20 protein-coding genes are annotated in these 18,758 nt (G+C 65.1%); 13 read left to right on the top strand and 7 right to left on the bottom strand.

Annotated elements, in window-relative coordinates; translation table 11 throughout:
* Positions 1-8: 8 nt before the first annotated feature.
* The 3 genes from ABWP89_RS02455 to ABWP89_RS02445 all read right to left on the bottom strand — a co-directional run bounded on the left by ABWP89_RS02455 (position 9) and on the right by ABWP89_RS02445 (position 4,320).
* Entirely contained in the window at positions 9-989 is a 981-nt protein-coding gene (locus tag ABWP89_RS02455) for a DMT family transporter (protein WP_353226943.1), read from the bottom strand.
* A 50-nt stretch (positions 990-1,039) separates the two neighbouring features.
* Positions 1,040-2,545: a TadA family conjugal transfer-associated ATPase gene (locus ABWP89_RS02450; protein ID WP_353226942.1), complete on the bottom strand. Its 1,506-nt coding sequence runs from the start codon at positions 2,543-2,545 to the stop codon at positions 1,040-1,042.
* Positions 2,546-2,733: 188 nt separating this feature from the next.
* Entirely contained in the window at positions 2,734-4,320 is a 1,587-nt protein-coding gene (locus ABWP89_RS02445) for a hypothetical protein (protein WP_353226940.1), read from the bottom strand.
* A 123-nt stretch (positions 4,321-4,443) separates the two neighbouring features.
* Between ABWP89_RS02445 and ABWP89_RS02440 the strand changes: the two genes are divergently transcribed.
* The 8 genes from ABWP89_RS02440 to ABWP89_RS02405 all read left to right on the top strand — a co-directional run bounded on the left by ABWP89_RS02440 (position 4,444) and on the right by ABWP89_RS02405 (position 11,616).
* Positions 4,444-4,788, top strand: a complete 345-nt coding sequence (locus ABWP89_RS02440) for an HNH endonuclease (protein WP_353226938.1) — start codon at positions 4,444-4,446, stop codon at positions 4,786-4,788.
* 156 nt (positions 4,789-4,944) lie between these two features.
* Positions 4,945-6,393: a glucose-6-phosphate dehydrogenase gene (zwf, locus tag ABWP89_RS02435; RefSeq protein WP_353226937.1), complete on the top strand. Its 1,449-nt coding sequence runs from the start codon at positions 4,945-4,947 to the stop codon at positions 6,391-6,393.
* A complete protein-coding gene (locus ABWP89_RS02430; protein WP_353226935.1) occupies positions 6,386-7,030 on the top strand; it encodes a 6-phosphogluconolactonase in 645 nt (214 codons plus the stop codon). Before zwf ends, ABWP89_RS02430 begins: the two co-directional genes overlap by 8 nt.
* On the top strand, positions 7,030-8,850 hold the full coding sequence (gene edd, locus ABWP89_RS02425; RefSeq protein WP_353226934.1) for a phosphogluconate dehydratase: 1,821 nt from the start codon (positions 7,030-7,032) through the stop codon (positions 8,848-8,850). The genes ABWP89_RS02430 and edd overlap by 1 nt, the downstream gene beginning before the upstream one ends.
* Positions 8,851-8,920: 70 nt before the next feature.
* On the top strand, positions 8,921-9,892 hold the full coding sequence (locus ABWP89_RS02420) for a glucokinase (RefSeq protein WP_353226933.1): 972 nt from the start codon (positions 8,921-8,923) through the stop codon (positions 9,890-9,892).
* Positions 9,893-9,961: 69 nt separating this feature from the next.
* Positions 9,962-10,744, top strand: coding sequence for an enoyl-CoA hydratase-related protein (locus ABWP89_RS02415; protein WP_353226931.1), 783 nt, complete (start codon positions 9,962-9,964; stop codon positions 10,742-10,744).
* 63 nt (positions 10,745-10,807) lie between these two features.
* Positions 10,808-11,179, top strand: a complete 372-nt coding sequence (locus ABWP89_RS02410; RefSeq protein WP_353226929.1) for a tRNA-binding protein — start codon at positions 10,808-10,810, stop codon at positions 11,177-11,179.
* The gene (locus ABWP89_RS02405) at positions 11,179-11,616 is read left to right on the top strand and encodes a DUF488 domain-containing protein (RefSeq protein ID WP_353226928.1); all 438 of its coding nucleotides are present in this window, start codon (positions 11,179-11,181) and stop codon (positions 11,614-11,616) included. Before ABWP89_RS02410 ends, ABWP89_RS02405 begins: the two co-directional genes overlap by 1 nt.
* A gap of 148 nt (positions 11,617-11,764) precedes the next feature.
* Here the strand turns inward: ABWP89_RS02405 and aroB are convergent, their stop codons facing one another.
* Both aroB and ABWP89_RS02395 read right to left on the bottom strand, forming a co-directional pair.
* Complete coding sequence (gene aroB, locus ABWP89_RS02400) at positions 11,765-12,898, bottom strand: 3-dehydroquinate synthase (protein ID WP_353226927.1); 1,134 nt, start codon at positions 12,896-12,898, stop codon at positions 11,765-11,767.
* Positions 12,889-13,470, bottom strand: a complete 582-nt coding sequence (locus ABWP89_RS02395) for a shikimate kinase (RefSeq protein WP_353226925.1) — start codon at positions 13,468-13,470, stop codon at positions 12,889-12,891. Before ABWP89_RS02395 ends, aroB begins: the two co-directional genes overlap by 10 nt.
* Before the next feature lie 90 nt (positions 13,471-13,560).
* Between ABWP89_RS02395 and ABWP89_RS02390 the strand changes: the two genes are divergently transcribed.
* The 4 genes from ABWP89_RS02390 to ABWP89_RS02375 are packed head-to-tail and all read left to right on the top strand — an operon-like array spanning position 13,561 to position 17,571.
* Complete coding sequence (locus ABWP89_RS02390) at positions 13,561-13,710, top strand: hypothetical protein (RefSeq protein ID WP_353226923.1); 150 nt, start codon at positions 13,561-13,563, stop codon at positions 13,708-13,710.
* Positions 13,707-15,647: a hypothetical protein gene (locus ABWP89_RS02385; RefSeq protein ID WP_353226922.1), complete on the top strand. Its 1,941-nt coding sequence runs from the start codon at positions 13,707-13,709 to the stop codon at positions 15,645-15,647. The genes ABWP89_RS02390 and ABWP89_RS02385 overlap by 4 nt, the downstream gene beginning before the upstream one ends.
* 8 nt (positions 15,648-15,655) lie before the next feature.
* The gene (locus tag ABWP89_RS02380) at positions 15,656-16,582 is read left to right on the top strand and encodes a tyrosine recombinase (protein WP_353226920.1); all 927 of its coding nucleotides are present in this window, start codon (positions 15,656-15,658) and stop codon (positions 16,580-16,582) included.
* Positions 16,583-16,614: 32 nt separating this feature from the next.
* A complete protein-coding gene (locus ABWP89_RS02375) occupies positions 16,615-17,571 on the top strand; it encodes an acetyl-CoA carboxylase carboxyltransferase subunit alpha (RefSeq protein ID WP_353226919.1) in 957 nt (318 codons plus the stop codon).
* Positions 17,572-17,596: 25 nt separating this feature from the next.
* Here ABWP89_RS02375 and ABWP89_RS02370 read toward each other — a convergent pair whose 3' ends face one another.
* Both ABWP89_RS02370 and ABWP89_RS02365 read right to left on the bottom strand, forming a co-directional pair.
* Complete coding sequence (locus ABWP89_RS02370; protein ID WP_353226918.1) at positions 17,597-17,779, bottom strand: Flp family type IVb pilin; 183 nt, start codon at positions 17,777-17,779, stop codon at positions 17,597-17,599.
* A gap of 95 nt (positions 17,780-17,874) precedes the next feature.
* Positions 17,875-18,057 carry a Flp family type IVb pilin gene (locus ABWP89_RS02365; protein WP_353226916.1) on the bottom strand — a complete coding sequence of 61 codons (183 nt, stop codon included), beginning with the start codon at positions 18,055-18,057 and terminating at the stop codon, positions 17,875-17,877.
* Between the two features lie 123 nt (positions 18,058-18,180).
* Here ABWP89_RS02365 and ABWP89_RS02360 point away from each other — a divergent pair, with 123 nt between their 5' ends.
* A complete protein-coding gene (locus ABWP89_RS02360) occupies positions 18,181-18,657 on the top strand; it encodes a (deoxy)nucleoside triphosphate pyrophosphohydrolase (RefSeq protein ID WP_353226915.1) in 477 nt (158 codons plus the stop codon).
* Positions 18,658-18,758: the final 101 nt, after the last annotated feature.

Raw genomic sequence — 18,758 nt, 5'->3', positions numbered from 1 at the left:
TCGGCGGATCACCCCACACTGGCAGCCACGGTGTCGGCTGCCAGCCCACGGGTTGATCGCACATGTTCGCGCCACGCGATGATCGAACCCGCCGCGATGATCGCCGGCGCGCCGATCCACGTCGTGGCCGGGGGCAGGTGGGCAAACACCAGCCAGCCCCACAGCGTGGACCAGCCAAATTGGGCATAATCCATCACGATCACGCTCGACACCCGGCCATAACGCAGTGATGATGTCATCAGCAGCTGTGAAAACATCCCGAGCAGGCCGATGCCGCCGATCATCAGCCAGCCAATCGCATCATGATGAAACGCCCGATCGTATCCGGCCGGCACGAACGGCAGCAGCAGCGCCAGCACCGGCACGCTCATCGCGCAAAAATAGAACACGATGGTGATCGGTTCTTCGGTCCGGCCCAGGTCGCGCAGCTGGATCGATATCAGCGCCACCAGAAACGCCGCGATGATGCCGACCAGCAACCCCAGCACCGGCAAATGGTGGTGCCCGGTATAGGCGTGCCAGGGGTTGGCCATGATCACGACCCCGCCCAGCCCAAGCAAAACCGCGCCAATGCGCCACACGCCAACCGTTTCGCGCAGCAGCACCACCGACAGGATCACCGCGAACAGCGGCGCAGTAAAGCCCAGCACAGTCGCCTCTGCCAGTGGCAGCAGCAGCACGACACCGAGCGTGAAAAACATGCTGAAGGTGCCGATGGCCGCGCGCCGGGCATGCACCAGCGGCCGCGCGGTGCGCAATCGGTGCAATTGCCCGCGCGCGACCAGCCAGACCAGCAAGACCACTGTCGGCAGAACCTGCCGCCAGAACAGCATTTCGGGAAACCACATGCCCCGATCAGTGATCAGCTTGACCAGCAGCAGCACGACCGAAAACAGCAAGGCCGACAGCAGCCGCAACCCCAGCGCGAACAGCGGGCGTTGCTGCACGGCTGAGCGCGCGTGAAAGCGACTGTGCGGGGCGGCAGACATTGCTGCCGCCCATGGCTGTTCAAACCCCGGGGATCAAGCGCCGTGTTGGGTTACAGGCAGGCTTCGAGATAGGCCTGGTCGAACCCGAACTGGCGTGCCTTTTCCAGCGTATAGGGGCGCAGTCCGGCCGGACGGAATTCGCCGATGATCTTGCCGTCGTCGGTTTCGTCTAGATATTCGAACTTGAACAGTTCCTGGGTGACGATCACGTCGCCTTCCATCCCGATCACTTCGGTGATGTTGGTGGTGCGGCGTGACCCGTCGCGCAGACGCTTTACCTGCACGATCAGATCGACCGATTCGGCAATCTGGCGGCTGATCGCTTCCTTTGGAATCTTGATGTCGCCCATCAGGATCATGTTTTCCATACGGCCCAGGCATTCACGCGGGCTGTTGGCGTGGAGCGTACACATCGATCCATCGTGACCGGTGTTCATCGCGGCCAGCAGGTCGAAACATTCCGCGCCACGAATTTCGCCCAGGATGATGCGGTCAGGGCGCATACGCAGGGCGTTTTTCACCAGGTCGCCGATGGTGATCGCGCCCTGGCCTTCCAGGTTGGGCGGGCGCGTTTCCAGCGGCAGCCAGTGCGGCTGTTGCAGCCGCAATTCGGCCGCGTCTTCGATCGTCAGCACGCGTTCGCCCGGGTCGATCATTTTCGACAGCGCGTTCAGCATGGTGGTTTTCCCGGAACCGGTACCACCCGAAATCACCACGTTCATGCGGCAGGCCCCGGCGATTTTCAGCGCGGTGCACATCTTGTCGCTCATCGAACCGAAATCGCGCAGCATGTCGAGCGTGATCGGTTTTTCGGAAAATTTACGAATCGAGATCGCGGTGCCGCGCAAGCTGAGCGGCGGCACGATCACGTTGACGCGGCTGCCGTCTTTCAGGCGGGCGTCGGCCAGCGGAGTGGTCTGGTCAACCCGTCGGCCAACCTGGTTGACGATGCGCTGGGCAATCTGGAACAAATGGCTTTCATCGCGAAACCGGATCGGCGCGATCGTCAGCTTGCCCTTTTTTTCGATATAGGTCTGATCGGGGCCATTGACCATGATGTCGGTCACGTCGGGATCGTTGAGCAATTCTTCGAGCGGGCCAAAGCCCAGCAATTCGTCGATCAGCACCTTTTCCAGCGCGAACTGTTCGCGCCGGTTGAGCGTGACTTTCAGTTCCGCCAGCACTTCCATGATGATCGGGCGGAATTCTTCGGACAGCTCTTCCTTGGTCAGCGTCGCCGCCGCTTCGGGATCGACACGTTCCAGCAGGTGGGGAAGCACCTGTTCCTTGATCTTGTGGACCGACGCTTCAAAACCTTCGGCGTGGTACTGGTTTTCCACGACCTGGTTGGCGCGATCGGCCAGCCGCGCCATCGCGTCGGATTTGGGATCACCCGAATCATAGCCACCGCGCCCGTCATTGCCGGGTACCGGTACCGCCGCCGCATTGCTGGGGGCAGCCGAGTCGGTGCCCTTCATGGGCCGCGCAACGCCGAATGAAGGGCGCATTGCCGCGCTTCCCCCTCCCGTACCAGCCTTGCGACCAAATGCGCTCATGCCCCGTGTCCCGTTTGCTTGCTGCCCGCGTGTGATATTCCGATGGGCAATAATGTCGGTCTGATAGTCCGCAGTAGACCGAAAAATGCTTAGAATTTGCTAAACAGGTCTGAATCTTTGTGCGTTAAGTTCACCTGTCCGGTGATTTTTATGCCTCGGCGCCGGCAAACGACCGCCAGACGCGGCTGTTAAGGCACTGCACAGCCACGCTGGCTGCCGCGCGCAAACACGTACAGCGATTGATCGCCCGACAGCCGCCCGCGCCACACCATCGTGCCCGGAAAATGATCCGCCACACCATATCCGGCGCGGCACGCATCCTGCACCAGATTGGCCATATGCCCGCTGCTGCCGTTGCGGTTCACCGGCGATGCCACGATCAGATCGGGGCGGGCCGCCAGCACCGTCTGCCAGAAATCCATCCGGCTCGTCGCTTGCCATGATCCCGCCATCCACGGTTCGCCCATGTTCCAGCGGACATACGATGGCCGGGGGGCGCCGCCGTGATAATTGGCAAAGGCATTGCCGCCCAGCCAGGGCTGCACCACGAACGCATAATCGCCATAGCCAAACACCCGCCCGCCGGGATGCGCAGCGCGCCAGGTGGACACCGCCGCCGCCGCCTGCGCCCCCGTGGCATAGACGTTGGCGATGTCCCACAGACCGGTGCGCACCGTCTGCACGGTTTGCAGCGACGCGATCAGCGCGATCGCCGCCACCAGCTGGCGCCGGTCGGTGCGCGACACGCGGTTTGGCCATTCCACCCACACGATGAACAGCCAGAACAGGAAAAACACCCCTGAATGCCAGGCCGCCGCATGCACAAACACCGCCAGCAGCAGCAGCACCGCCACCACTGCCGCGGCCATCGCGCGGTTTTTGCCCGCCGCAACCAGCGCGATGACCGGCCGTTGCAGTACCAGCGTCAGGATCACGCTGGCAAAAATGTCCCAGTTGCCAGCCGCCTGCGCATTCCACACGACGATATGATCGACAAACGCATTGCACAGAAACACGATCGTGCGCATCGCGTGATTGCCGTGCAACTGGGGAAAGGGGAAATTGTTGTCCGCCGGTTGCCAGGTGCAAAACAGCGCAAACCCGATCAACCCGCCAGCGATTGCCAGCGCCATCGCCGCCCGACGATAGGTGATCGTTTGGCCGCCAATCACGCGCCGGGCCATGGCCACCGCCAGTTCCAGCGCCAGCACGCCCGCCACCAGCACCCCGTGCGCGTTGGTATTGGCGATCAGCCCGATCACCACGGCATAGCGCACCGGTCGGGCGATTCGATCGGCAAAGCATGTCGCCGCCAACGGCACCAGCAGCAGATCAAGGCAATAGCCGCGCGCAACCACGCTGAACTGGTACCCATAGAAATACGATGTCAGCAGCAACACCCGCAACGGCGCCGGAAACGGGGCACGCCACAGGATGACACCCGCGCCGGCCATCGCAAACCCTGCCGGCAGGATGAACAGCCAGGCATAGGGCACGCCCGCGCGCATGGCGATCCACAGCACTGCGTGCCACAGCCCGGGGCTGCCTTCATAGCGCACATGCTGCACCAGCAACGGCCACAGATCGTTGTCGCGCGCCAGCAGCCACGCCTGCGCTTCATCAAACCACGGTTCGTGGTGGCTGCCGACCAGCAGCACCCAGGCGGCATAGCCGGCCAGTGCGAACCAGCGCCAGGATGCCGAAATTGCAGCGAAAACCCCGGTACGGGCACGCGGCGGACCGGAACGCGACCCGGATTCGCAAACGTCGGGCATTTGCAGGCTTGCCGTAGTGTCCTGCAGTGCGGTAGTCATGCGGCCCTCAAAGCGCGTTGGATGTTTGCGGCCGATACCGGGCCTCCCGTCCAGACATTGCAAATCAAGGTTAGCACCACGTTAATGAGCGGACGCGAACGGCGCAAGCGCGGGGCAATCGACCTCGATGACGATGATCAGCAGGACGAAGGACCACCGCCGACGTGCTGGCTGTGCCTGCGGCCGCTGGGTGAAAAGGTCGATAACTATCACCCCGTGCCCAAAAGCCGGGGCGGTCGGGCAACCGTGGCGGTGCACCCGATCTGCCGTCGCACGATCGAAACGGTGTTTACCAATGCCGAACTTGCGCGTGGTGCCGGGGAACGCGAAAAACTGATAGAACACCCTGAAATCGTGCGGTTTCTGGGCTGGGTCGCCGGCAAGGGCCCCGACTTTGATGCGCCCACCGCGCCGCGCCGCAAACGGTAAGGGGCAGGACCCGGATCACTGCCGGCGGCGAAATTTCTGCCACGCGGCAATTACTCGCATACTTATGCGTGTTTATGCGCAAGGGTTTCGCATCTAGGGCGCGTATAACCCGGGCATGTTCCGTTTTTTCCGGGCTTTTGCTGGAGTGTTGCCTTCATGGCTTTGACAAGCTGTTCCGCGCTGCTGCTGTTCGGGGCAACCGGCGACTTGTCGCGCCGCATGTTGCTGCCATCGCTGTTTGCGCTGCATGAAGACGATCTGATCGCGCCCGATCTGCGCATTGTCGGCACCGCGCGGTCCGATCTGGATGACGACGGGTTTCGCGCCTTTGCCAAGGCCGCGCTTGCAGAATTTCTGCCGGCCGACCGTCAGGACCCGGCACGGTTGAGCGGGTTTCTGGACCGGCTGCATTATCAGCCGCTGGATGCGTCGAACATCGCCGGTTTTGCCGCGCTGGCGGAAAAGCTGGGCGATATCTCGTGCGGCCTGGCGATTTTCCTGTCGACCGCGCCAGCCCTGTTCGAAGCGACCATCGAAGGCCTGCGCCATGCCGGTCTGGCCCATGCCAACGTGCGCATCGGCCTGGAAAAGCCGCTGGGGCATGATCTGGCATCCAGCGCGCGGATCAACGACGCGGTGGCCGCCGGGTTTGCCGAAAACGCGATTTTTCGCATCGATCACTATCTGGGCAAGGAAACCGTGCAAAACCTGATGGCGCTGCGGTTTGGCAACATGCTGTTCGAACCGCTGTGGAATGCCGCGCATATCGACCATGTGCAGATCACCGTCAGCGAAACTGTCGGGCTGGAGGGGCGCAAGGGGTTTTACGACGACACCGGCGCGCTGCGCGACATGGTGCAGAACCACATGCTGCAATTGCTGGCGCTGACCGCGATGGAGCCGCCGTGCGATTATGACGCGACATCGATCCGCGATGAAAAGGTCAAATTGCTGCGCGCCTTGCGCCCGGTAAAGTCGGCAGAAATGGTGCGCGGGCAATACCGCAGCGGTGCGGTCGCGGGGGCGGCCGTGGCCGGCTATCCCGACGATCTGGGTGCCGAATCCGACACCGAAACCTTTGTCGCGATCAAGGCGCATGTTGACAACTGGCGCTGGCAGGGGGTGCCATTTTATCTCCGCCACGGCAAACGGCTGGCCGAACGGCGCAGCGAAATCGTGTTGCAGTTCAAGGATGTGCCGCACAACATCTTTGCCGACCGCGGCGGGCGCCCGCGCGCCAACCGGCTGGTGATCCGCCTGCAACCCGAAGAATACGTGCGGTTGCAGGTCATGGCCAAACAACCCGGGCTGGACCGCGGCGGTATCGTGCTGAGCGAGGTCAATCTGGACCTGTCGCTGACCACGGCCTTTGCCAAGACGCGGCGGCGCATCGCCTATGAACGCCTGCTGCTCGATCTGATCGAGGGCGAACAGACGCTGTTCGTCCGCCGTGACGAGGTGGAGGCGCAATGGCGCTGGATCGACGCGATCCGCACGGTTTGGGATGGCGGAGACGAAGAGGTCAAGCCCTATGCCGCCGGTGGCTGGGGCCCCAACGCCGCCATCGCGCTGACCGAACGTGACGGGAGGTCATGGCATGACTGACGCCACGCCTGGCAGCCCCCGCGTGCGCTGGGCCGACCCCGGCGATGCCGCGGCTGTGGCCGCGCGGATCGAGGCAGAGGTCCGTCTGGGCACGCCCCGCCGGATTGCGTTTACCGGCGGATCAACCCCGTTAAAGGTGCTGGCGCTGCTGGCCACGCGCGATCTGGACTGGTCGCAGGTGACCATCGCGCTGACCGACGACCGCCGCGTGCCCGATGATCATCCGGCGTCCAACTTTGGCAAGATCCACGCGGCGCTGGGCGCAACCGGCGCCCGGTTCGAACGCCTGGTCGAAGGCATGGCCGTCGCCCCGTTCGATCTGGTGTGGCTGGGCATGGGCGACGATGGCCATGTCGCTTCGCTGTTCCCGACCATGCAGGCGCTGGTGCGCCCCGGCCCGACGGTGATCGCCACCACCCCGGTCCCGCTGCCGGTGGAGGCGCCGTTTGATCGCCTGACGCTTAATGAAATGGCGCTGAAGGCCACTGCCGAAATTATCCTGGTGGTGACCGGCGCCGCCAAGCGCGCGCTGCTCGATCGTGTGCTGGCGGGAACCGATGTCGCTGCACTTGCCTATCCCGTGTCCGATGTCCTGCGCGGCTGTGGCCCGCAGGTCACCATTTACTGGAGCGAATGATGGCCCTGCATCCTGTTGTCGCGCGCGTAACCGACCGGGTTATCGCCCGTTCGGCGCTCACCCGCGCCGCCTATCTCGATCTGATTGACCAGGCGCGGCACAACGGGCTGGACCGGCCGCGGCTGTCGTGCGGAAATCTGGCGCATGGTTTTGCCGCCGCCGAAGCCGACAAGGCGACCATCCGCGCGGGCAAAGCGATGAACATCGGCATCGTCACCGCCTATAACGACATGCTGTCGGCGCATCAGCCCTATGCCCGCTATCCCGACCAGATCAAGCTTTACGCCCGCGAAGTCGGCGCCACGGCGCAAGTCGCGGGCGGGGTGCCGGCGATGTGTGACGGGGTGACGCAGGGCCAGCCATCGATGGAACTGTCGCTGTTCAGCCGCGACACCATCGCCATGGGCACCGCCATCGCGCTGAGCCATGGCATGTTCGAATCCGCGCTGTTGCTGGGCATCTGTGACAAGATCGTGCCCGGGCTGCTGATCGGCGCGCTGCGGTTTGGCCACCTGCCGGCCATCCTGGTGCCCGCCGGGCCAATGCCATCGGGCCTGCCCAACAAGGAAAAGGTGCGCATCCGGCAACTGTATGCCGAGGGCAAGGTAGGGCGTGACGAATTGCTCGACAGTGAAAGCGCCAGCTATCATTCGCCCGGCACCTGCACGTTTTACGGCACTGCCAATTCCAACCAGATGATGATGGACATGATGGGGCTGCACCTGCCCGGCGCCAGCTTTGTCACGCCCGGCACCAAACTGCGGCAGGAATTGACGCGCGCTGCCACGCATCGCATCGCGCAGATCGGCTGGGACGGCGATGATTACCGCCCGCTGGGACATTGCATCGATGAAAAGGCGATTATCAACGCTATTGTCGGACTGCTGGCGACCGGCGGATCGACCAACCATGTCATCCATCTGCCCGCCATCGCGCGCGCTGCGGGTATCCAGATCGACTGGGACGACATGAACGATCTGTCGCGCGCGGTGCCGCTGATTGCCAGTGTCTATCCCAACGGCGCCGGCGATGTGAACGCCTTCGCCGCCGCCGGTGGCATGCCCTATGTGTTGCGCGAACTGATCGGGGCAGGGCTGGCGCATGACGATATCCGGACCGTCTATGGCGCATCGTTGACCGAGGGCGCGCAGCAACCGGTGCTGGATGGCGATGCGCTGCGTTGGGAACCGGCATCGGACACCAGCGCCGATCCGACGATGCTGCGCCCCGTGGCCGAACCGTTCCAGCCCGAAGGCGGGTTTGCCTTGCTGAAGGGCAACCTGGGACGTGCGACGATCAAGACCAGCGCGGTGGAACGATCACGCTGGACGATTGAGGCGCCGGCGCGCGTGTTTTCCGACCAGGATGCGGTGATCGCCGCGTTCAAGGCGGGTGAGCTGGAACGCGATGTGGTGGTGGTGGTGCGGTTTCAGGGCCCCGGCGCCAACGGCATGCCCGAATTGCACAAGCTGACGCCGTCGCTGGGCGTGTTGCAGGATCGCGGCTTTCGCGTTGCGCTGGTCACCGACGGGCGTATGTCGGGCGCATCGGGCAAAGTGCCCGCGGCCATCCACGTCACGCCAGAGGCGAAGCATGCCGGCCCGCTGGCGCTGTTGCGTGATGGTGATCTGGTTCGCGTGTGCGCGCAGACCGGTGAATTGTCGGCGCTGGTTGATGCCCCCGAATGGGCGGCGCGTGAACCAGCGCCATCGCCGGCTGAGGCGATCGGCGTGGGCCGCGAACTGTTTGCGCTGATGCGTGCGCATGCCGATCCCGCCGAACGCGGCGGATCGGCGATGCTGGCAGCAGCGGGTTTGTAAATGATAAAACCCTTCCCCTCAGGGGGAGGGTTTAAGGATGCTAAAAACATAACCGGGGAAGGATTGCACGATGCGGCTGGTTGCAGTGGATATCGGGGGCACTCATGCACGCTTTGCCATTGCCGAAGTATCGGCGGGCAAAGTGGTCGCGCTGGGTGAGGCGGTTACGCTGAAAACCGCCGATCACGGCAGTTTCCAACTCGCCTGGCACGAATTTCAGCGGTTGAGCGGCGGCGCGCTGCCGCCGGCGGTGGCGATTGCGGTGGCCGGGCCGGTGGGGGGCGACATCATCCGCTTTACCAACAACCCGTGGATTCTGCGCCCCGCGCTGATCCCGGAAAAACTGGGCGCGCATCAATACGTGGTGGTCAATGATTTTGCCGCCGTGGCGCATTCGGTGGCGCAGGCCGATGACGCGCATTTCATCCATGTCTGCGGCCCCGATGAACCGCTGCCGGACCATGGCGGGATCAGCGTGGTCGGGCCCGGCACCGGGTTGGGGGTGGCGCTGCTGTTGCGCGACGACCACGGCTATCACGTGCAGCCGACCGAGGGCGGCCATATCGATTTTGCCCCGCTCGATGCTATCGAGGACAAGATCCTTAAACGCCTGCGCCGCCGCCATCGCCGGGTTTCGGTCGAACGCGTGGTGGCTGGGCCGGGCATTGTCGATATCTATGAAACGCTGGCCGCGATCGAAGGCCGATCGACCGCGCCGCATGATGACAAGACGCTGTGGGCGGCTGGCATGGATGGCAGCGATCCGCTGGCGACCGCCGCGGTCGACCGGTTCTGCCTTTCGCTGGGCAGTGTCGCGGGCGACATCGCGCTGGCACACGGGTCAAAGGCGTTGGTGCTGGCGGGCGGGCTGGGGTATCGCATCCGTGACAATCTGGTGGCATCGGGGTTTGCCGGCCGGTTTGCCGCCAAGGGCCGGTTTGAAGGGCTGATGGCGGCGATGCCGGTCAAACTGATCACCCACCCGCAGCCGGGGCTGTTTGGCGCGGCTGCGGCCTTTGCGCAGAAATATCGCGACGCCTGACCGCTTGCCAAACCACCGTCCGCACGTTAGCCCTCGTCTTAATCAGTTGGTTAAATCGGGAGAGCAGACGTGAGCTTCGACACCATCCGCCTTGAACACATCGGGCCGGTTGCGAAAATCGTGCTGAACCGGCCGGAGCGGCTGAATGCCTGCCCGCCGTCGATGGCGGTGGAAATTTCCGACGCGCTGTCAATGCTGGGCGATGCCCGCGCCGTGTTGTTGACGGGGGAGGGCCGCGCGTTCTGTTCGGGCGCCGATCTGGCGGTGACCGGCGCGCGCAGCATTGCCGGGGGTGCCGGCAGTTACAAGGCGCTGACCGAATCCTACAACCCGCTGATCATGAAACTGTCGCGGCTGCCGGTGCCGGTGGTGGTGGCGGTCAACGGCCCGGCGGCGGGCGTCGGCTGTTCGCTGGCGCTGGCGGGCGATTTCACGCTGGCCGCCAAAAGCGCCTATTTCCTGCAAGCGTTCGTCAATATCGGGCTGGTCCCCGATGGCGGATCAACCTGGATACTGCCGCGCCTGATCGGCAAGCCGCGCGCGATGCAGATGATGATGCTGGGCGAACGCGTCAGCGCCGAACAGGCAGAAAATTGGGGCATGATCTATCGCGCGGTCGATGATGCCGCGCTGGCGGATGAAGCGCTGGCACTGGCCACGCGACTGGCCCACGGGCCAACGGTGGCGCTGGGCACGCTGCGCCAGACCATGGCGCGCGGGCTGGAAAGCGATCTCGGCTCTACCCTGGTGACCGAGGCCGAAGGCCAGCGCAAAGCCGGCGACAGCGCCGACGCCGCCGAAGGCATCCGCGCCTTCCTGGAAAAGCGCAAACCAGTCTTCACCGGGACGTAAAAATCCTTCCCGAACCGGGGAGCATTGCTTGCATTGGGTGGTGGTGCGTGGTCGAATAGAGGGATGCACCTTGATCATGATCCCGCCGCGCCGCCTGCTGCGCTCATCGGCTTTGACGATTTTCTGGCGGTCGATATTCGCGTGGGCACCATCGTTGCGGCGGAACCCTATCCGGAGGCGCGCAAGCCCAGCCTGAAGCTGCGTATCGATTTCGGGGCGGGGATCGGCGAGAAAAAATCCAGCGCGCAGATTGCCACGCTTTATGCCCCGGCGGAGCTGATCGGGCGCCAGGTGGCCGCGGTGGTCAATTTCCCGCCGCGCCAGATCGGCAAGGTCATGTCCGAAGTGCTGACGGTGGGTTTTGCCGACGACGCGGGCAATGTGGTGCTGTTCGCGCCTGATCGTGCAGTGCCCGATGGTTCGCGGTTGTTCTGATGGGCGCGACCATCTGGACCATCGGCTATGAACAGACCACCATGGCAGCGTTTCTGGCCGCGCTGACCGGGGCAGGGGTGCAGGTGGTGGCCGATGTGCGCGCGCTGCCGCTGTCGCGCCGTCCGGGCTTTTCGAAATCGTCGCTGGCCGCCAATCTGGCGGAGGCGGGCATCGGCTATGTCCATTTTCGCGCATTGGGCACCCCGCCAGAGGGCCGTGCAGCGGCGCGCCGCAACGACCATGCCACGCTTGAACGGGTTTATGCGGGGCAGTTGCAATTGCCCGAAGCGATGGCGGCAATGGCAGGACTGGCCGATCTGGCGAGCGATCGGCGCACCGCGCTGCTGTGTTATGAACGCGACGCCTGTGGCTGCCACCGCACGCTGCTGCGTGCAGAGGCGCTGCCGGATTTCGCCGGGATTGATTTGGTGCCGTAGACTGTGATGGGAAAAGCAACCCACTGAAGATAAAGCCCTCCCCCTCAGGGGGAGGGTTGGGTGGGGATGTCCAGCGCTGATGTGACGCGCGACAACTCGGGCGTTGGACACCCCTCCCCAACCCCTCCCCTGAGGGGAGGGGCTAAGACTATCGCGCCAATTCGTCGTCCAGAAACGCGGCGACATCACCCAGATCGACATCGCGTGCCAGAAACGTCTGCCCAATCCCGCGCATCAGCAAAAATGGCAGGGTGCCGGCATCCATCTTCTTGTCGTGCAGCATATGATCGGCCAGCCGGCGCCCGTCGCAGCCCAGGTCGAGCGTAGCGATCGACGAACGCAGCCCGACACTGTGCAGATGCGCCGCGATCCGTTCGGCATCCTGCCCGTGCATCAGGCCCTGTCGCACCGAAAACCGTGCGGCCAGTACCATGCCCAGCGCCACGCCTTCGCCATGGATCAGCCGGTCGGAAAAGCCAGTCTGCGCCTCCAGCGCATGGCCGAACGTGTGACCCAGGTTGAGCAGCGCGCGCACGCCGGTGGTTTCGCGTTCGTCCGCCGCGACAATCCGCGCCTTGGCCGCCACGCTGCGCGCGATCGCGGTGGTGCGCGCGGCCATGTCGCCCGCAATCAGCGCCGGGCCGTTCTGCTCACACCAGGCGAAAAAATCGGCATCGTCGATCAGGCCATATTTGACCACTTCGGCATAGCCGGCGCGCACTTCGCGTGACGGCAGCGTGTCCAATGTGGCGGGATCGGCCAGCACCAGCACCGGCTGGTGAAACGCGCCAACCAGGTTCTTGCCGGCGCTGGTGTTGATCGCGGTCTTGCCACCCACGCTTGAATCGACTTGCGCCAGCAGCGTCGTCGGCACCTGGATAAACCCGCAGCCGCGCTTCACCATCGATGCGGCAAACCCGACCAGATCACCGATCACCCCGCCGCCCAGCGCGATCACCACATCGCGCCGTTCGATTTCGGCCGCGATCAGGAAATCGACCACTTCGGCCAGAAAGGTCCACGATTTTGTCGCTTCACCCGGCGGCAGCACCAGCCAGTGCCCGGTCAGCCCGGCGGCGCTCAATGTCTGATCAACCCGCGCGCGCCACTGCGCGGCAACATGTTCATCGGTTACCACCGGCACGCTGTTCCTGCGCACAAACGGGCGCACGGCGTGGCCCAGTTCGTTGATCAGTCCCGGCGCAATCCGCACTTCATAGGGTGCGCCCGCAACATCGACGGCAATGGTGGCAGTGGCAGTGGCAGTATAGGTCAAAGCCATGCGTCGATCGCCTTCAGAATGGTGTGCACGGTCACGCCGTGGGGTTGATGGCCGCTGATGACATGGATGTGCGCCTGGCTATAGGCTGGCTCACGCTCTGTGCGCAGACGTCCCAGAATTTCGCGCGGGTTGCCCTGGCGCAACAGGGGCCGGTTGTCCTTGCGGCCGACGCGTTCCACCAGCGTGTCCAGATCGCTGTCAATCCACACTGCGATCGCGCGCGACAGGATCAGCGCGCGGGTATCGGCATCGACAAATGCGCCGCCGCCGGTCGCCAACACCTTGCGCGCAGGGTGCCCGTCGGCATCACCACCCACCAGCCGCGCAATCACGCGCCGTTCGCCGTCGCGAAAATAGGCCTCACCATATTGGGCAAAGATTTCGGGGATCGACATCTGCGCGGCGCGTTCGATTTCCTCGTCCGCATCGACAAATGGCAGGGCGAGCAAACCCGACAATTTGCGCCCGACCGTGGTCTTGCCCACCCCCATCATGCCTACCAGCACCACCGGACGATCGATCCGCCCGGCAATGCGCTGAATTTCGGGATGAGAGAGGGTGTCGTGCTCCATTGCCGCCCTGCCTATACTTGGGCTAGAGCCAAGCGCAAGATATCCGCGATCCGGCCGGCGACGGCGGCCGATCGAACGAAAAGGCGACACGTGAAGGTTTGGTTCGCAACTGCTGCCGGGGTGGTGATCATTCTTGCGATGGGGATCATGGCGGTGGCATGGATCAGGGGCGGTGTGCAGCCGGCCCGCGTGGTCGAAATTCCTGCCAGCACGGCGTCGACTGCCGGGGGTGCGGCATGACGGCGCACCGGTCGTTGCGCATGCTGGCGGCGCTGGGGCTTTTGTTGGGCACCGGGCTGACCAGCATGGTGCTGGCGCAGGAATCATTGTTGCCGCCGGGCATGGATGACCGGCCTGCGCCGCGCCCGCGCGCCGCACCGGGCACGCCAAGTACGACGCCCCGTGCCAGCACGGCACCGCGGGCAACCGTTGCCCCACGCCCGGCGCCGGCGGCACAGCGCAATTCTGCCGCCACCGCGCCACCAGTGCCGCATCTGCCCGCCGCGCCGGTGCCGGTGCGCCCCGCGCCAATCGCCACCAGCGCTGCGCTGCCCGACGATACCGGGGTTACCGCCACCGTGCCCGCGACGCCCGCGCAGGACCCGATCGATTCGCTCGACCCGGCATTGATCGACCAGGTTGTGCAGAGTGCCGCGCCGCGCTTTGATATCCCGCTGCAGGCGCGCCGCAGCCTGGACCGCGTCGGCTATCTGGCGGCGGTCGATGGTGGTCTGCCGTCGGTGTCCACGCATTACCTGAATGGTGAATACGTCGGGGCGCTGCTGGGCAGGCTGCAGGGCCCGCTGGTGTCGCGCTGGGGCCATATCCTGTTGCGCCGCGTGCTGGCCAGCCGGCTGGACACGCCCGTCGGCATGAACGGTGCGGACTGGGCCGCGCTGCGCGCCGCGCTGCTGTTGCGGATGGGCGAAATCGATGCCGCGCGCGCGCTGGTGCAGGAAGTTGACAGCGGGTTCTACACGCGTCAGCTCGAAGACGCGGCGATGGCGACGTATCTGTCGGCGGCCGATCCCGCCGGGTTGTGCCCGATCAACGCGCTGACCGCGATATCGCGCAGCGAATGGGATTGGGACCTGTCACGGTCGATCTGCCTGGCGTTCAACGGGACCGAAGGATCGCCCGCGCTGGCGCAGCTGGATCGCGCGATGCGGCGCGGAACGGCGGCAAAGCTGGATATCCTGCTGGCGCAAAAATTTGCCGGATCGGCAAACACCACGCACCGTGCGGTACAGATCGAATGGGCCGAGGTAGATGGCCTGACCCCGTGGCGCACTGGCCTTGCCTTTGCCACCGGGCTGGAGCCGCCGGATTCGCTGCGCCGCAAGGATTGGCCGGGCTATGCCCAGCTGGCCACGCGCGCGCCCAGCCTGTCGCTGGCATCGCGCGCAGCGGCCGCCGACATCAGCGCGGCGGCGGGCGTGCTGTCCGCCGCGGCGATGGTCGATCTCTATGCGCAGATTGCGGCGCTGCAGGAACCTGATGCCACCTGGGGGCCGCTGACCGCGCAGCTGCGAACCGCCTATGTCGCCGGGCAGGATGAGCGGATGGCGGCGATCAAGGCGCTGTGGGGCGATGCGACAGACCCGGTGCGGCAGGCATCGCGGCAGGTGCTGACGGCCTATGCCGCGGCACGGATCGAACCATCGGCAGGGCTGAACGATGATGCTGCGGGGCTGATCGCGGCGATGCTGACCGCCGGGCTGGATCGCAATGCCGCGCGCTGGGCACCGGTGGTGACCGCGGGCAGCCAGGCGTGGGGCATGGTGATCACCGGCGCGCCCAGCAAACCGCTGGTGGTCAGCGGCGACGCGCTGTCATCGTTTCAGTCTGGCGACAGCAGCACGGGCCATCTGCGATCAGGATTGTTGCTGGCCGGGTTGCTGGGGCTGGGCCGCGTCGATGGCCAGACCGCGCGCGACTTTGCTGGCAAGCTGAAGCTGGATATGGCCCGCAGGACCGCGTGGGGCGATGCGATCGACAATGCCGCGGCATCGCGCAACCCCGCGCTGGTCGCGCTGTTGGCGGCCTATGGCATGCAAGGGTCCGGCTGGAACCGCATGACGCCGCTGCATCTGTATCACATTATCGGCGCGTTGCGGCAGGTCGGCCTGGAAGCAGAGGCGCGGATGATCGCCGCCGAGGCCGTGGCGCGCAGCTGAGCGGTAGCATGACCGCCAGCCCCGCAGCGCCAGTCGACACCGCTGCGGCGATTGCCGCATTTCTGGCGATGCTGGCGGCAGAGCGCGGCGCGGCGGCCAACACGCTGTCAGCCTACCGCCGCGATCTGACCGGTGCGCAAGTCTTGATCGGCGATCTGGTCGGTGCCGACCGCGCCGCGCTGTCGCGGCTGGGCGAAGCCTGGGCCGATCTGGCGCCCGCCAGCCTGGCGCGCAAGGCGTCGGCGCTGCGGCAGTTTTATGCCTTTGCGGTGGCGGAAGGCTGGCGTGGCGATGATCCGGGCGATGCCTTGCCCCGCCTGCGCCCGCGCCGTTCGCTGCCACGCCTGTTGTCGCACACGCAGATTGCCGCGCTGTTTACGCTGGCAGAGGCAGACGCCGCCACCGGCGATCCGGCAGCCCTGCGGCTGCTGGCATTGATCGAATTGCTGTATGGTTCGGGGCTGCGCGCGACCGAACTGGTGTCGCTGGCGGTCAACGCGGTGCCGCGCGACGCCCCGTTTCTGACGATTACGGGGAAGGGCGGACAACAACGCCTGGTGCCGGTGGGGGAACGCGCCGGCGCCGCGCTGCGCGCGTGGCTGCGGGTTCGCCCGGGCGGCGGGCGGCACGTGTTTCCGTCGCCGCGCGGGGGGCATCTGACGCGAGTACGATTGTTTCAACTGTTGCGCGACCATGTGCTACGCGCCGGGCTCGATCCGGCGACGGTCAGCCCGCATGTGCTGCGCCACGCCTTTGCCACACACCTGCTGGAAGGGGGCGCGGATTTGCGCGTGCTGCAAACCTTGCTGGGCCATGCCGACATCGCCACCACCCAGATTTACACGCATGTCGATGGCGCGCGGCTGGTGGCGCTGGTCAACTTGCGCCACCCGCTGGGGGAAGGCTCTACCCGCCGCTACGCATCCGAAGGTTGACCGCGCCCGCGCGGTTGCCTAGCGCAAGAGCCATGATTTCCTATCTTGAATTTGAAAAACCGATCGCCGCGCTTGATGCGCGCATCGCCGAACTGCGCCAAACCGCAGAGGCGGCGGAACTGGCCGGCGAGCTCGACATTTCGGCAGAGATCCGCAAGCTGGAGGCAAAGTCGGCCGAACTGCTGGGCCAGGCCTATCGCGCGCTGACCCCGTGGCAGAAAACCCAGGTTGCGCGGCATCCGTCACGGCCGCATTTTCATGACTATATCGCGCATGCCTTTGCCGATTTTGTACCGCTGGGCGGCGACCGCTGTTTTGGCGAGGACAAGGCGATTGTGGGCGGGCTGGCGCGGCTCGGTCACCGCCGGGTGATGCTGATCGGGCACGAAAAGGGCAACGACACGCAAAGCCGCATCCGCCACAATTTCGGCATGGGCAAACCCGAAGGATACCGCAAGGCGATCCGGCTGATGGAACTGGCCGGGCGGTTTGGCCTGCCGGTGGTCACGCTGGTCGATACATCCGGCGCGTTTCCGGGTGTCGAAGCCGAAGAGCGCGGTCAGGCCGAGGCGATCGCGCGGTCAACCCAGGCGTGCCTGGCGCTGGGCGTGCCGATGGTCGCCACGATCGTCGGCGAAGGCGGATCGGGCGGCGCAGTGGCGCTGGCCAGCGCCGAACGCGTGCTGATGCTGGAACACGCGGTCTATTCGGTGATTTCGCCCGAAGGCTGCGCATCGATCCTGTGGCGCACCGCCGACAAGGCTGCCGATGCGGCCGAGGCGATGAAGGTGACCGCGCAGGACCTGTTGCAATTGGGCGTAATCGACCGGATCGTGGCCGAACCCGTGGGCGGGGCGCATCGCGATCCGGTGGCCATGGCACAAACGCTGGGTGCAGCGATTGGTGATGAACTGGATGCCCTGGCAGGAACGGCGCCCGCTGCGCTGCGGGCCAGACGCGAAGACCGGTTTTTGCGGATTGGTGCGTGATCGCCTGAAACGGCGGAGCGCGCGGTTACAGCGATCCGTCGGACGCGTTGCTCATATCATTGGCCACCGCGACAAATGCGGTTGACAGGGCATTGCCCAGCGTACCGATCGCGCTGATCGCCGCAAACGACACCAGCGCCGCCAGCAGCGCATATTCCACTGCGGTGGCCGCCGTGCGGTCTGCCCACAATGCACGCAGCAACGCCATTGGTCTCTCCTGCCCGGGGCGTACCGGCACTGCCCCGGCATCTTCCTGGCCCGTTTGTGCGCGCACAACGGCTAACGAGGGTTTAATATCCGGTGTCAATGTTTGGCCATGGAGTTGTCGGTGTAGCCCTGAACGATCAGCCAGGTGTTGATCAGCTGGTTGGAAAAACCCTGGAAACCCACAATCAATATTACTGAAATAAGCGCTATCAGCATACCATATTCGACTACCGTCGCGGCGGAGCTATCGCGCAGCAGCCTTTTGAATAAAGTTTGCACGCGCAGATTCCCGTGGTGACAGCCCGACCAAACCTTACGATGGCGATGCTAACAATTCGTTAGAGCTTGTCTTGCCGAGTGTGCCCTACCATGCCTGAACCATCTCCCACGCCTGAACCGTCAATGCCTGATTCGGACCTTGCGGTACTTTCCGCATTGCTGGTTGTCGCCGCCGCGCTGGTTGATGCGACCGGCCGCGTGCTGATGCAGCAGCGTCCGGCGGAGCGCGATCACGGCGGCCTGTGGGAATTTCCGGGGGGCAAGCTGGAACCGGGGGAGGGGCCGGTCGCCGCACTGGTCCGCGAACTTGCTGAAGAACTGGCGATCACGGTGGCACCGGCAGACTGCGTCGCGCTGGGGTTTGCGGCGAACGAGGGCGGCCCGGGCACGCGCCCGGTGGTGTTGCTGCTGTACGGGTGTCGCACCTGGCGTGGCGATCCTGTCAGCGACGAAGGCGCTGCGCTGGCCTGGTGCCGGCCGGCGCGGCTGCCGGCGCTGGCCATGCCGCCGCTGGATGTGCCGCTGGTCGGGCCGGCGGTACGGTTTGCGAAAGCGCAGCGGCGCGATCGGGTACAGGGTGGACGGGTGCAGGGCGGGTAAGGATTGTTCGAAAACCACTTGCCAAGCCCGGTGGCGCCACCTAAACGCGCGTCTCCCCGGCGCCCGTAGCTCAGCTGGATAGAGCATCAGACTACGAATCT

Origin of the sequence: Novosphingobium sp., assembly GCF_040398825.1 — a bacterium.
GTDB lineage: Bacteria > Pseudomonadota > Alphaproteobacteria > Sphingomonadales > Sphingomonadaceae > Novosphingobium.
This window is presented reverse-complemented; position numbering and strand designations above follow the sequence as displayed.